The organism is Pseudochrobactrum kiredjianiae, assembly GCF_030362795.1.
GTDB classification, from domain to species: domain Bacteria; phylum Pseudomonadota; class Alphaproteobacteria; order Rhizobiales; family Rhizobiaceae; genus Pseudochrobactrum; species Pseudochrobactrum kiredjianiae.
The window spans coordinates 39,450-52,789 of sequence record NZ_JAUCBM010000010.1; the positions used below are offsets into that span (position 1 = coordinate 39,450).

The window sequence follows — 13,340 nt, forward strand, 5'->3', positions numbered from 1 at the left end:
TTGTCTCAGACACTGGTTCCCGGCTCAGCTCGACGTATCGATAAGTGCGATACCAAACTCTGGATGATAGCGACGTCGCAACTGTTGATTTGTCTCTCTTATGATCACTTCGAGTGTTGGCCTTACATAACCTTTGACAAAATGCCCGCCCCGCGTGTGGCCGTCTGCCAGACCCAAAACGGCATGCAAATGTGGATTTGGTTTTCCCTTCTCATCCAGCGTGATATCGCCTATAAGGCTCAAAACCTCGCTTTGAGCGTCGACAGGGATATTTACATAAGATTTTGATGTCAGATCGAAGAAGGCTAGCATGGCAGTCTCGAACGCGCCGATGGCTGTAACTGAAGCTGCAGTAATATCTTGTTTGATTGAGAAGTCTCTAATGGTTCCGAAAGCTTCTTCACCGGGGTCAACGATAAGCATAAAAACACGTTCATCGTCGTTTAATAACAGTTTGCTTTGCATAATATTAATCCCTTTCTCTCCAGTAGAGGGCTACCAACCAAGTAAGTTACCAGAGAAGATATGCAATTTGTCAGCTAACGCGGCGCAGATGACGCCCTTCTTCGATTTCTTCGACGATCTTGTTCACAAATGCATCAAGATCGTCCGGCGAACGGGATGTGATAATACCTTGATCGACTACAACCTTTTCGTCCGACCACACGCCACCGGCATTTCGCACATCTGTCTTAATTGAGCCGTAGGAAGTTACATTTCGTCCTCTGATCGCATCTGCTTCTATCAACAACCAGGGCGCATGGCATATCGCGGCAACGATTTTACCAGATTGGGTAAATTCGTGCACAACACGCATGGCGTTTTCATCCGTTCGCAGTTTATCAGGATTAATCTGACCACCAGGCAGCACAAGCGCATCAAAGTCTTCAACATTAACATTCTCTGCCAAAAGATCGACATTGACTGAATCACCCCAATTGGAGTTGTCCCAACTCTTGATCGCACCGCTTTGAATGGATGCGATTTTTACGTTTGCACCACGGCGCTGCAATTCTTCATAAGGAACACGGAGCTCTGAACGTTCATAACCGTCAGTTGCCAGAATAATGATTTTTGCATTTTTTATAGCTGTCATATTTTAGTCCTTTCCAATTTCTCGGTATTTGATCGATGTCCTTGAATTGCAGAAAAATTAGACATCTTAGCATTTGTATCTATTGAGAATTTCTAGCGGGCGGAGCGCGCACCGGACGGGTAAGAAGCTCGTCTGCCGTTTCGTTGGCCATCAAGGGAAAACGGAAAAATCCTGATGTTCTTCAGCACCGTCGAGTCCGTTTGACACAGCGCGGCTCCTGTTAAACCAACGTAAGCAAAGAGGGATTGTTCCGTAGATTGTGCCAGTCCGTCTTATTAAACTTTTTTAAATAGGGGCGGCGGAGCTGAGTTTGATTTATTAAGCAAATAGTTCGAAAGCTCAGAGATTTTAAACAAGCACCAATTCGGGTTGAAGTTATCTCAACGTTTGCTAAGCCATCGCTGGCTGAACACTCTTTAGGCTGGTATTTCAATACCTCTGAAGCACTATGAAATGGCAAAATATTGCGTGTTACAAAAATATATGTCTACTAGTGCACTGACGTGTTTATAGCTTTAAGCTATTGATTTGACCTTATTAATGAGCGGGGTACGAATCATGCTGTTGTGTTGCGCTCAAGCGCCTCAGTATGCGATAAGTTTTTCAAGGCTTTCAAAGCATCATGGCTGTTATTTCAGTCAGTGCAACTGCAACATCGCCGCGAGACAGCCATGAAAACAAGCCACCGTTTCATCCGGTCAGGAAGGCTTTTAGGCCTTGATTTCGGTGTGGCAATGGGCCTCGCTGCCGCTTTATTGTTTTTTGCGATAAGCGGCGTTCTGACCTATTTCAATTTTCAAGGTATCCGCGAAGCAAACCAGAAAATTGTTCAGACCCATCAGGCTATTGTCTCCCTGCAAAGCCTTTTATCAAAGCTGCAGGATGCAGAAACGGGCCAGAGAGGATATCTTTTAACTGGTGAGGTCAGTTACCTTGCCCCTTACCAGACCGCACGCAGCGCGATCGATAATGAAATCGCAAAGGTTGCTGAACGCACCGGCGAAAACTTAGCACAAAGCGAAAGGCTTGATAGTCTCAAGCAGCATGTCAACGCTAAGCTCGGGGAATTGGCCGATGCAATTGCGCTCAGGAGAAGCGGTGGATTTGATGCCGCGCTCACTCTGGTTCGCTCTGATCGCGGTAAGCTCGAAATGGATGCTATTCGCGATGGTATTGACGCTATGTCAGAGGTCGAGAACAATGTACGCAGCGAACGCCTATCAGAAATGGCAAAGGCGCAGCAACAAGCGCTAATAAGTACGGTTCTTGCGGCAGTCCTCGGTATAATTCTTACATTGGTAGTCGGGTACCTCATTCGGAACGCATCCCTTCGTCAATACCGCGATGAATGGCTGCAGACTGGTGAAATTGGCCTCGCATCAGCAACGATCGGCGATCAGCGCATTGATGATCTGGGTAAAAATATCCTCGACTATCTGACGCAATATACGGGCGCTGTGGCGGGGGCTTTTTTCAGCGGCAGTGGTGGCCAATATCGACTGGGCGCTGTTTTGGGCGTACCAGACACGAATAGTGTGCCTGAAGCTTTTGCTACACGCCAAGGATTGTTAGGGCAAGCGGCGGCAAAAGGGGATTTAATTGTTCTCAACGATGTTCCAGACGGATATCTGGCCTTTGGATCAGCTCTTGGCAGGGACAAACCACGTCATCTCGTCATCATTCCAGCGGCCTTAAATGGCACGGTCAACTCAGTAGTAGAACTTGGTTTTCTGGAACGAGTAGACGAAAATGTAATGACGCTGTTGAAAAGGGCTGCTGAAACAATCGCGGAGAGCGTTCAAGCTGCAGCATATCGTGATGAGTTGCAGAATTTGCTCGAGGAAACACAGCAACAGTCTGAAGAGTTGCAGGCTCAGGGCGAAGAGCTCCGTGTTTCCAATGAGGAACTCGAAGAGCAAAGCCGGGTCTTGAAAGAATCGCAGTCGCGGCTCGAACAACAACAAGCTGAACTTGAGCAAACTAACAGCCAACTCGAAGAGCAGGCAAATCAACTCGAACTACAGCGGAGTGATCTGGAACGTGCCCACGCGTCGGTGCAAACGAAAGCCGAAGAACTGGAACGCTCCAGCCAGTATAAATCTGATTTTTTGGCGAACATGTCGCACGAGCTGCGCACACCGCTCAATTCGTCGTTGATCCTTGCTAAGCTTCTTGCGGACAATCCCGACGATAACTTGACCCAAGAGCAGGTCAAATATGCGCGAACCATTCAGTCTTCAGGCAATGATCTTCTCCATCTTATCAACGACATTCTTGATTTATCAAAAATCGAGGCCGGGCACGTTGAAATTCATCCGGAAGTCACGCCTCTTGCACGTCTTTCGACGGGTCTGAAGCAGCTGTTTCAGCCATTGGCAGATGAAAAAGACCTTAAGCTTGTTATCGACATTGATGATCGTCTGCCGAAATCGTTAGTCACAGACCCTCAGCGACTGGAGCAAATACTTAAAAATCTTCTCGCCAATGCCCTCAAATTCACCGAACGGGGACAAGTTACGCTGTCAATCCGACTACAGGAAGGGCAACAAATCAGCTTTTCCGTAAAAGATAGTGGCATTGGGATATCTTCAGACCAGCTCAAAAGTATCTTCGAAGCATTTCATCAGGCAGACAGCACTATCAGCCGACGATTTGGCGGCACTGGACTTGGTCTGTCTATCTCAAGGCAGCTTGCCAGATTGTTGGGTGGCGCAATCAGGGTGGAAAGCACCCTCGGAGAAGGCAGCAATTTCACCGTCACTTTGCCGCTGCAATATGAGCCTGGCGGGAACAGCGCATTGCCCCTCACGCAGATTGTTGCGGCGGGAGAAACGCCCACGAACATGCCAGTTACATCCAAGATCTTGCCACAACCTTATCATTTGGAAGACGATCGTGATGCGCTCACTGATGACAAGCGTGTTCTTCTGGTTATCGAAGATGATGACACATTCGCCGCAATTGTGCGCGATCTGTCTCGTGAGATGGGATTTCATTCTGTTGTGGCCCGCACAGCAGAGGAGGCCGTACGCTTAGCGCGTGAGTTTTCGCCAAATGCTATCGTGTTGGATGTTGGCCTGCCCGACGAGTCCGGTTTATCAGTTCTCGATCGGTTAAAAAACGACGTGCGCACCCGTCATATCCCAATCCATGTCATTTCTGCTGGCGATCATACCAGAACCGCTTACGCGCTTGGCGCTGTTGGTTATCTTAACAAACCAGTCAGTCGTGAGGAGCTTGTTAATGTTCTGAGCCAGTTGCAAAATCGAATAACCAAACGTGTACATAAGGTTCTCATCGTTGAAGATGATGAGCGGCAGCGTGAAGCGGTTGCAAAACTTTTAAGTTCAAGCGATGTTGAGACTACAACTGCCGGCAATGTGGCCGAATGCCTCGATCTGCTGCGAGAGCAGACTTTCGATTGCATGGTGCTGGATCTTTCTTTGCCCGATGAATCAGGCTTCTCACTGCTTGAAACACTTAGCAATGAAACTGCCTACGCATTTCCACCGGTGATTGTTTATACTGGAAGAGAACTTTCCAGCGAAAGTGAGCAGAAACTCCGGCGGTATTCCAAGTCAATTATCATTAAAGGTGCAAAGTCCCCCGAGCGACTGCTCGACGAAGTCAGTCTTTTCCTGCATCAGATCATTTCTGAATTGCCTGCAGAACAGCAACAGATGATCCGCAAAGCGCGTCATCGCGATGCGATGCTTGAGGGGCGTCGTATTCTCGTCGTTGAGGATGACATCCGTAACGTTTACGCACTCACGAATATATTGGAGCCGCGTGGTGCCCAGGTCATTATTGCCCGCAACGGCCAGGAGGCTATCGAAGTACTCAATCGGTCGCTCGAAAATGCCGAGGCACGTATTGATCTTGTATTGATGGATGTGATGATGCCTGTCATGGATGGATTGACAGCTACAAAGGAAATTCGTCGAAATCCAACCTGGAAGAAACTGCCAATTGTAACGCTGACGGCCAAAGCGATGCCTGATGATCAGCAACGCTGTATTGAAGCCGGCGCAAATGACTACATGGCGAAGCCGCTGGATGTTGATAAACTCTTGTCACTTGTTCGGGTCTGGATGCCGAAATGACAGGGCCATTTGAGCACGGCTCCGCTGAAGAAATTGAGATCCGGTTGTTGCTGGAGGCACTGTACCTTCGATACCATTATGACTTCCGAAGCTATTCGCTTAGTTCGATCAAGCGTCGGCTTCGGCAGGCACGCGAACAGATGGGCTTTGCCAGTTTTTCTGCGATGCAGGAAAGTGTGTTGCATGATGCAAATATGCTTCCGCATTTGCTGCGCTACCTCACAGTTCAAGTCAGCGATATGTTCCGTGATCCAAGCTATTTTCGAGCCATTCGCGAGCATGTTGTGCCGCATTTGCGAACTTATCCCTCACTCAAGGTTTGGATTGCTGGATGCTCGAGTGGCGAGGAGCTTTACTCCATGGTCATTCTTTTTCGTGAAGAGGGTTTGGAGGAGCGAACGCTCTTTTACGCCACCGATATTAATCCGGAGGCACTCCAAGCGGCCGAGGCCGGTGTCTATCCGATTGATCGCGTGCAGTCGTTCACTTCCAATCACCAGCAATCAGGCGGTTTGACATCGCTATCTGACTATTATCAAGCTGCATATGGTAGGGTTTCGTTTGATAGGTCACTGCGTCGAAACGTTGTGTTCTCGGATCACAGCCTCGCTACCGATGCTGTTTTTGGAGAGATGCACCTGATTTCATGCCGCAACGTGCTCATCTATTTTGATCACGACCTGAAAAATCACGTACTGGGCTTGTTCAAAAGTTCCTTAGCCCATCGTGGATTTCTTGGATTGGGGGCAAAAGAAAGCGTACGCTTTTCTCGTTACGCGGACACATTCGCTGATTTTGTGCGTGAGGATAAAATTTATCAGAAGGTTTCGTCATGACGGTCTCCAAAACGCAGGCCGTAGTCATCGGTGCGTCGGCGGGAGCCTTTGATGCATTGTCGGCAATCCTGCCCTCTCTCCCTATCAGTTTCCAATTGCCTGTAATGGTTGTGGTGCATCTTCCGCCAGACAAGCGCAGCTTGATGGCCGGTCTTTTTCGGCACAAATGCAATCTGTTAGTGGAAGAGGCAGAAGATAAGCAGCCACTGTGTTCTGGCACAATTTATTTCGCGCCACCTGATTATCATATGCTTGTTGAAAGGGATCATACACTGTCGCTTTCCCAAGATGCGCCAGTTCTCTATTCGCGCCCATCTATCGACGTTCTTTTTGAAAGCGCGTCCGATATCTTCGGATCCACACTTCTGGGCATCGTGCTAACAGGGGGCAATGAAGACGGTGCCAAGGGTTTACAATCTATAACGGCGGCAGGTGGTAAAGCACTTGTTCAGGACCCCCAAAGCGCTTTCGTACCGACGATGCCAGAAGCTGCTATCACGTCTTGTCCGGATGCCAAAATTTTATCGCTTAAAGCGATAGCGCAATATTTGAGAGAGGTTTAGGTCAACACATGGAACCCATTTCGTTTCTTCTCGTTGACGATCTTGAGGAAAATCTTATCGCATTGGAGGCGTTGCTTCGTAGGGAGGGTTTGAGGATACTGAAAGCCAATTCTGGTGATCAGGCACTTGAACTCCTTCTTCAACACGATATTGCTCTTGCTCTTGTCGATGTTCACATGCCTGGGCTTGACGGTTTTCAGCTCGCAGAACTAATGCGCGGAAACGAGCGCACCCGTCACGTTCCAATTATTTTCGTAACGGCTGGTGGTAGTGGACAGCGACGCTTTCAGGGTTATGAAGCAGGAGCAGTAGACTTCATACAGAAACCTATCGAACCCGATATCTTGCGCAGCAAGGCCGATGTTTTTTATGAATTATTTCGGCAGCGTCAACAGCTTGCTTTTCAACGCGACGAACTCGCTGTTCAGGCTGCGGCCTTGCGCCAATCAGCGCAGGAAAAAGACATTCTTCTTCAGGAAATCAATCACCGCATTAAAAACTTGTTTGGCTTGACATCTGGCTTGATATCACTCAGCGCTCGATCCACAGACAACATAGATGACCTTGTCACCAACTTGCGGTCTCGCATGCAAGCCCTTGCGCGCGCGCACGAACTCACCCTTCCTATACCCGGAACGAATGAAGCCAACGAGAGATCCACATCCGTGGTGGCGCTTATTGAAGCCATCCTCGCACCGCACATTAGCGAACAAAAGTCGGCTGTTACAATTACCGGAACCGATGCAGTCCTTTCCGGTAAGGCACTGACGTCCCTGGCTCTTTTGTTGCACGAGTTGACCACGAACTCTGCAAAGTATGGCGCGCTTTCTTCACCAGAAGGCCAACTGGCGATTGAGATTAATCTGGAAGCAGAACTCCTTCACCTTCATTGGAGAGAGATAGGCGTTAAAATGCTATCCAAACAACCTGAGCGTCAAGGATTTGGGGCCACGCTTGAAAAGGCCACTGTGCAAGGTTTGAATGGGAAGATCTCTCGTGATTGGTGTCCAGATGGATTGTCTTTGGTTCTTAAAGTTCCATCAGCCCAACTTAATGCCCATCTTTAAAATTAAATTTAAAAATAGTCAGTTGGCGAGGGATCGTTTTAGCTTGATGCGTGTTGTCAGTTTGAAAAGCATTTTAAGGAAATTTAATGACTGACAATAGCATTCCCTATGCCCTGGTGGCTGAAGATGACGTAATAATTCGTATGGATGCCATAGATATTCTAGAAACAGCAGGTTTTCGCATCATAGAAGCCAGTAATGTCGAAGAAGCATTAAAATTGCTGAATGACGATGCAGAAAAATTCGATCTTTTGTTCACAGACGTACAAATGCCGCCAAGTGAGCAGACTGGCTTTGATCTCGCGCGTCATTGTTCAAAACATTGGCCTCACATAAGAATTTTAATTGCTTCCGGGATGATGGTGTCAGAAGACAATGATGTACCTGATGGAGCGATTTTTGTAAGAAAGCCATTCTGTGCGCACGTGATCTATAATCATCTTCAAGTTATTCTGCCTGACAGTAAGAGACCTGAGCTACTAAAAAAAATGGTTATTTAATTTAATCCTTAAAGAAAACGCTCGGAGCGTGAATATAACCCTTCTTGCTCACTTTTCAGATCAACACTGCCTTGAACTGAATAAGCGAGCGAAATTACCGTGGAAGGTACATCTCCTCTATACTTTTTTGAAAGTTTACCCTAATCATAAAGCCAATATTGTCTGGTTAAATTCGCAACACGACTTTGGTACGTGTAACGTGTCCATCTTTCAAAGTGAATTGTACTGACATACCTGAAGATCGGGGGAAACCGTACTCAATTACGTTACAATTATTAAGAATGCCTGTCTCCCAGATGTGTTTGAAAATAATGCGGATCAATTAAATCCGGTGAATAAACCTTCTGAGTGCCTCACTTATTTGCTCGATAGCAGATATTGTGAAACTGATAGAATGTCCCAAATAGCTTTGGACCCATTTCGATCATTATAAATCGGGAGCTGACAAGGTTCGCGCCATCTGCGATTTTGTAAACTCACATTTGAAATTCTCATATGGATCCGCCTGTTAAACGCGAACCCCACTTGAGACCTAAAATGAGCGAGTGGGTGGGTGCAGAGATTTCGCGCACTTGGCTATTACGCTCTGTCGTGAACTCAATATGCCCCTGCGCTATGCAAACGGTTTTATGGGCGCTATTGGAGTTCCCGCTGATCCATCACCAATGGACTACAATGCTTGGGTTGAAGTTTACCTCGATGGAAGGTGGTTTACTGTTGATGCCCGTCATAACCAGCCAAGGATAGGGCGGATTCTCGTGGCGCGTGGCAGAGACGACAGCGACATTCCGCTATTTTCAACCTTTGGGTCGCATTAGCTTAACAGGTTTGAAGTATGGACCGAAGAATACAAAGGCCTCAATACAAATATCAGCAATCACACCCGCCCATTGCGTTTAACAACTGCGCCCTTTGGGCCAGCTGGGCGATCCCCGTATAATTTTAGGCGTGAGTCAATTTAGTAATGCTCTTATTTAAAAATGTGACATTTATCCTCAAACGCATTGTTGAAACATCGAATAGATTTTCCAAGGCTTTTGGTGCTTATCATCTTTTTCTTCCTGCTTCTTAGTCTATCAATTCATGATAGGGCGTTATGCTAGGTTGGGTTCTATTCTATTAATAATGCCCTCCGGATCTCGACGCTGATTTCAGAGTACTGTGGACTTGCACCGGTTGTTTTCCGGTCATGTGCTCATGTTATGCGGCTTTTTTCTCGAAGGCCACAGGTGATTTCCAGCCGAGCGTTGAATGTCTTCGGCGTGGATTATAAAAACCGTTTATATATTCGAAGATTGCAACCTCAACATCACGCCTGGTTTGCCAGCGCCTGCGCCAAACCAGCTCTGCCTTTAATGATTTAAAGAAACTTTCTACTGCAGAATTATCGAAGCAATTACCTTTCCCGCTCATTGATGGCACCAGTTTGTGCTGACGTAAAAGCTTCTGATAGTCATGGGCGCAGTATTGGCTTCCGCGGTCTGTGTGTTGAATACAACCCGGGGGTGGTTTGCGTAAAGCCAACGCCATATTAAGTGCCCTCAGTGCGAGATCCTGCTTTAATCGATCACTGATTGCCCATCCAATCACTCGGCGTGAATACAGATCAAGGATAACTGCAAGATAGACCCATCCTTCTCTGGTCCAAACATAAGTGATATCGCCTGCCCATTTCTGGTTGGTTGCGCTCGTGCTAAAGTCTTGCTTCAATAGGTTTGGTGTGATGTTGAAGGTATGATTACTATCAGTTGTACGTTTGAATTTGCGCGTTCGAACAACAGTAATGTTATTTTGACGCATCAAACGCCCGACCCGACGCTGTCCGACCTGCAGGCCCAGCGCTTTCAATTCTTCTGTCATACGTGGCCTGCCATAACTTCCCAGACACAGCCGATGCTGCTCGCGTATATGCGCCAGAAGAATAAGATCACGGCGCTGGCGTAGTGATGGAGGACGGCGTTTCCAAGCGCGTAAGCCGCGATCTGTTACACCCATCAAAAGGCATATGCGTGAACGTGAGAGGAAACCACGGTAATCCGTAATAAACTGAAATCTCACGGCTTTTGAGCCGCGAAGAATATTGCAGCCTTTTTTAAAATTTCCCTCTCCTCGCGAAGTATGCGGTTCTCTTTACGCAAACGCTCATTCTCACGCAGAAAATCAGCATCGTGTGCCGGAACCTTAGCCTCATCGGAAATACTTGCGATCCATTTCCCAAGTGTCGAAAGACCAATACTTAAATCCGATGCAACTTGACGGCGCGTCAAGCCACTAGTGAGCGCAATGCGAACCGCATCACGCTTGAACTCATCACTATGTTTTAACGACATATAGGGTCTCCTTGATGACAACTATTGCTCTCAAAAAGACCGGAACGAAACCGATGCAAGTCCACTGTACCTTGAAAATCAAAACTCCCTTGGAACAAATTTTAGTGATTATCGTTCTTATAATAGAGTACAAAATAGTAGTTTAGGGAGATATTTAAAATGAGCAGTACCTCAGATAAGGTATCCGGCAAGGCTAACGAAATCGCTGGTAAGGCTAAGCAGTCAATTGGCAAAGCCATTGATAACAAAGAGATGCAAGCCAAAGGGCTGGCTCAGGAAGCCAAGGGCGATGCACAGCAGGCCAAGGGTAAGGCAAAAGATGCCGTAAAGAGCGTTATCGATAAAGCCTAATCGATTGTGCCCCGTGGAAAAGCTTACTGCTTTAAGCAGTAAGCTTTTTGTGCATCGTGGTGAACCCGATATCTGGTTTACTTTGTCGAAGAGCGGCAGTTGTACAAATTAAAGCCCAGTCAATATTTTCGTCGCCAACACTCTTTTCAAATACTTTGCTATTTTAAATGCCAGCTCTACCTAACAATTTGCGGAATAAGAACACGAACTAATAAGAGGCATCATGCAGCGCGGACTTGGACGTGGTAACCACTCTTTAGCTGTAGCGCCCGAACAATCACGGTTGCCCGCACTTGCTGCCGTCGCTGCAGTCGTTGCTATCCTCTATTTTGCTCAGGATGTGTTTTTACCCTTAGCCATTGCTGTACTTTTAACCTTCATGCTGGCGCCGATTGTCTCTTTTCTCAGACGTATTGGTTTGCCGCGTTTGCCTGCCATAATTACCAGCGTTACTGCCGGGTTTCTGATTATTGGGCTGTTTGGTGCAATTCTGGCATTTCAGGTCAATGAAGTCGGTCAGAACATCGCGACCTATCAATATAATATCATCGAAAAAATTCGTACGCTAAAAGAAACTGGCACCGATAATGGTCTTCTTAATCGCCTGAATAGCTTTGCAGAACGTATTGGCACGGAAATTAGTCAGGACGAGGAAAAAACAACCGATACGGCCGTCTCAGGACAGCCTGAGCGTAAGCCCATTCTAGTGGAAATATTTTCACAGCGAAATCCCGTTCAAACGCTTGAAACAATCGTAGGGCCGCTTATCGGGCCGCTAGCTACTCTGGGACTTGTTATTGTGGTGGTGGTCTTCATGCTTCTCGAGAGAGAAGAATTACGAGATCGCTTTATTCGTCTGGTGGGCCATGGCGATCTGCATCGCACGACGTCAGCTTTACAGGAGGCGGGCACGCGTGTGGGGCGCTATCTGCTCACACAGCTCGTCGTGAATATTAGCTATGGTGTGCCCCTGGGCATAGGGCTTTGGATTTTAGGAGTTCCGAACGCACTTTTGTGGGGAATGCTGGCAATTGTCTTGCGATTTGCGCCATATATTGGGCCGGTGATCGCAGCGATAATGCCACTCTTTCTGGCATTTGCCATAGCACCTGGATGGGATCTTCTTTTATGGACCATCGCGCTTTTTGTTCTGATCGAACTCATCAGCAACAATGTAATTGAGCCGTGGCTCTATGGATCGCGAACCGGCCTGTCGCCTTTAGCAATTATCGTTTCTGCTATTTTCTGGACGTGGTTGTGGGGTCCTATTGGGTTGATACTCTCAACACCACTAACCGTATGTCTGGTCGTTCTGGGGCGCTATGTTCCGCAGTTTCGGTTTCTTGAAATTCTGTTTGGCTCAGAACCGGTACTCAATCCCGAAGAGAGGCTTTATCAACGACTTCTGGCTGGTGATCCTAATGAGGCCACCGACAACGCGCTTGAATTATTATCAGAGCAATTTTTAGTGGAATATTATGGCAACGTAGCCATTCCAGCGCTTCTTATTGCAGAACAGGATCGCATACGCGGCGTTCTCAGTGACACACAGCTACAACAGATTTCACAGAGTTCCAGAATACTGGTCGCAAATCTCAAGCAAATAGCGGATGAAGAAGAGGATAATGAAGAAACTATATCTGTTGATGCATTTTCACACACCGAGGATGGCGAAACGTTGCAAATTCCTTCAGGTGAAAACAAAACCATAATTTGTCTCGGCGGTCGTGGTCCTTGGGATGATGTGACGGCTGCAATGTTGGCGCAGGTTTTGTCGGCTCAGACGGCAGAAACCAAGGTCATTGATCAGGAGCAATCTCAACCCAGTAAATTGGGCAAGGCAGACGTGGAGGGTGCCACAGCGATTGTTCTTTGCGTCTTGGGCTTAGACTCCGCACGTCGCGCCAAGTTTTCTTTACGGCGTTTGAGACGTCTCAATCCGGCGGCCCGTATCGGACTGGTACTATGGGAGACAACCACCAACGAGACGACATTTGATCGCAAGAAATTGCAACAGGAAAGCCAAGCTGATTTTCTGGCACTCAATCTCCTGGAAGCTACAATTGAATGTCTTTCCGATGCCAAGCCAGAAGTATTTGAAAATCCACGACCAATAATCTTAAGGAAGCTTCCCGGTAAACCGAACAGGTAGGCTCTATGCATCATGTTTAAAACTATCAAAATTAAAATCAGCGATTATTAAGAGCGGATGACTTTCGATCAGATCAGTGCATAAATCACTGAATTCAACTTTATACTGAGCGATGAAATATAAATAAGTTTGCGGATAACTTCGATATGCCGGAAGCCTTCAGCTATGGATGACTGATCACTATATCCAGTCATGAAGATGAATGAAATTTCGCGTTCTGAAAGTTGCTCTGCAACAGCTTCAGACGTAACGCATTGAAGATTATAGGTAAATGCACCAATCAAGCTTATTAAAAATGTTCTTTACTGGCAGACATCAAAATTAAGTGAAGTACATCGCAAG

General features: G+C 47.1%; 11 protein-coding genes. 8 read left to right on the forward strand and 3 right to left on the reverse strand.

What is annotated here, in order from left to right:
• Positions 1-24: 24 nt before the first annotated feature.
• Both QUF18_RS15795 and QUF18_RS15800 read right to left on the reverse strand, forming a co-directional pair.
• Positions 25-465: a PPC domain-containing DNA-binding protein gene (locus tag QUF18_RS15795; RefSeq protein WP_289388229.1), complete on the reverse strand. Its 441-nt coding sequence runs from the start codon at positions 463-465 to the stop codon at positions 25-27.
• Positions 466-535: 70 nt separating this feature from the next.
• The gene (locus tag QUF18_RS15800) at positions 536-1,096 is read right to left on the reverse strand and encodes a type 1 glutamine amidotransferase domain-containing protein (protein ID WP_289388231.1); all 561 of its coding nucleotides are present in this window, start codon (positions 1,094-1,096) and stop codon (positions 536-538) included.
• 671 nt (positions 1,097-1,767) lie between these two features.
• On the opposite strand from QUF18_RS15800, the gene QUF18_RS15805 reads away from it, so the two are divergent.
• The 6 genes from QUF18_RS15805 (at position 1,768) to QUF18_RS15830 (ending at position 8,983) form a co-directional block, all read left to right on the forward strand.
• The gene (locus QUF18_RS15805) at positions 1,768-5,199 is read left to right on the forward strand and encodes a response regulator (protein WP_289388232.1); all 3,432 of its coding nucleotides are present in this window, start codon (positions 1,768-1,770) and stop codon (positions 5,197-5,199) included.
• Positions 5,196-6,035, forward strand: coding sequence for a CheR family methyltransferase (locus QUF18_RS15810; protein WP_289388233.1), 840 nt, complete (start codon positions 5,196-5,198; stop codon positions 6,033-6,035). The genes QUF18_RS15805 and QUF18_RS15810 overlap by 4 nt, the downstream gene beginning before the upstream one ends.
• Complete coding sequence (locus QUF18_RS15815; RefSeq protein WP_289388234.1) at positions 6,032-6,598, forward strand: chemotaxis protein CheB; 567 nt, start codon at positions 6,032-6,034, stop codon at positions 6,596-6,598. Before QUF18_RS15810 ends, QUF18_RS15815 begins: the two co-directional genes overlap by 4 nt.
• A gap of 8 nt (positions 6,599-6,606) precedes the next feature.
• On the forward strand, positions 6,607-7,665 hold the full coding sequence (locus QUF18_RS15820; protein WP_289388235.1) for a response regulator: 1,059 nt from the start codon (positions 6,607-6,609) through the stop codon (positions 7,663-7,665).
• A gap of 86 nt (positions 7,666-7,751) precedes the next feature.
• Positions 7,752-8,165, forward strand: coding sequence for a response regulator (locus QUF18_RS15825; protein WP_289388236.1), 414 nt, complete (start codon positions 7,752-7,754; stop codon positions 8,163-8,165).
• 545 nt (positions 8,166-8,710) lie between these two features.
• Positions 8,711-8,983, forward strand: coding sequence for a transglutaminase-like domain-containing protein (locus QUF18_RS15830; protein WP_289388237.1), 273 nt, complete (start codon positions 8,711-8,713; stop codon positions 8,981-8,983).
• A 382-nt stretch (positions 8,984-9,365) separates the two neighbouring features.
• Here the strand turns inward: QUF18_RS15830 and QUF18_RS15835 are convergent.
• Positions 9,366-10,495, reverse strand: a protein-coding gene (locus QUF18_RS15835) for an IS3 family transposase (RefSeq protein WP_289388238.1) whose coding sequence is annotated in 2 segments (ribosomal slippage) — positions 9,366-10,249 and positions 10,249-10,495 — 1,131 coding nt in all. Because the reading frame shifts where the segments join, the coding sequence is not laid out codon by codon here.
• Positions 10,496-10,654: 159 nt separating this feature from the next.
• Here QUF18_RS15835 and QUF18_RS15840 point away from each other — a divergent pair.
• Together QUF18_RS15840 and QUF18_RS15845 are read left to right on the forward strand one after the other, a co-directional pair.
• Entirely contained in the window at positions 10,655-10,846 is a 192-nt protein-coding gene (locus tag QUF18_RS15840; protein ID WP_289388239.1) for a CsbD family protein, read from the forward strand.
• Between the two features lie 223 nt (positions 10,847-11,069).
• Complete coding sequence (locus QUF18_RS15845; protein WP_289388240.1) at positions 11,070-12,998, forward strand: AI-2E family transporter; 1,929 nt, start codon at positions 11,070-11,072, stop codon at positions 12,996-12,998.
• The last annotated feature ends 342 nt before the right edge of the window (positions 12,999-13,340 follow it).

Coding starts and splice junctions, on each gene's coding strand:
- QUF18_RS15805 (WP_289388232.1), top strand. CDS start 1,768: ATGAAAACAAGCCACCGTTTCATCCGGTCAGGAAGGCTTTTAGGCCTT.
- QUF18_RS15840 (WP_289388239.1), top strand. CDS start 10,655: ATGAGCAGTACCTCAGATAAGGTATCCGGCAAGGCTAACGAAATCGCT.
- QUF18_RS15825 (WP_289388236.1), top strand. CDS start 7,752: ATGACTGACAATAGCATTCCCTATGCCCTGGTGGCTGAAGATGACGTA.
- QUF18_RS15845 (WP_289388240.1), top strand. CDS start 11,070: ATGCAGCGCGGACTTGGACGTGGTAACCACTCTTTAGCTGTAGCGCCC.
- QUF18_RS15800 (WP_289388231.1), bottom strand. CDS start 1,096: ATGACAGCTATAAAAAATGCAAAAATCATTATTCTGGCAACTGACGGT.
- QUF18_RS15815 (WP_289388234.1), top strand. CDS start 6,032: ATGACGGTCTCCAAAACGCAGGCCGTAGTCATCGGTGCGTCGGCGGGA.
- QUF18_RS15810 (WP_289388233.1), top strand. CDS start 5,196: ATGACAGGGCCATTTGAGCACGGCTCCGCTGAAGAAATTGAGATCCGG.
- QUF18_RS15820 (WP_289388235.1), top strand. CDS start 6,607: ATGGAACCCATTTCGTTTCTTCTCGTTGACGATCTTGAGGAAAATCTT.
- QUF18_RS15795 (WP_289388229.1), bottom strand. CDS start 465: ATGCAAAGCAAACTGTTATTAAACGACGATGAACGTGTTTTTATGCTT.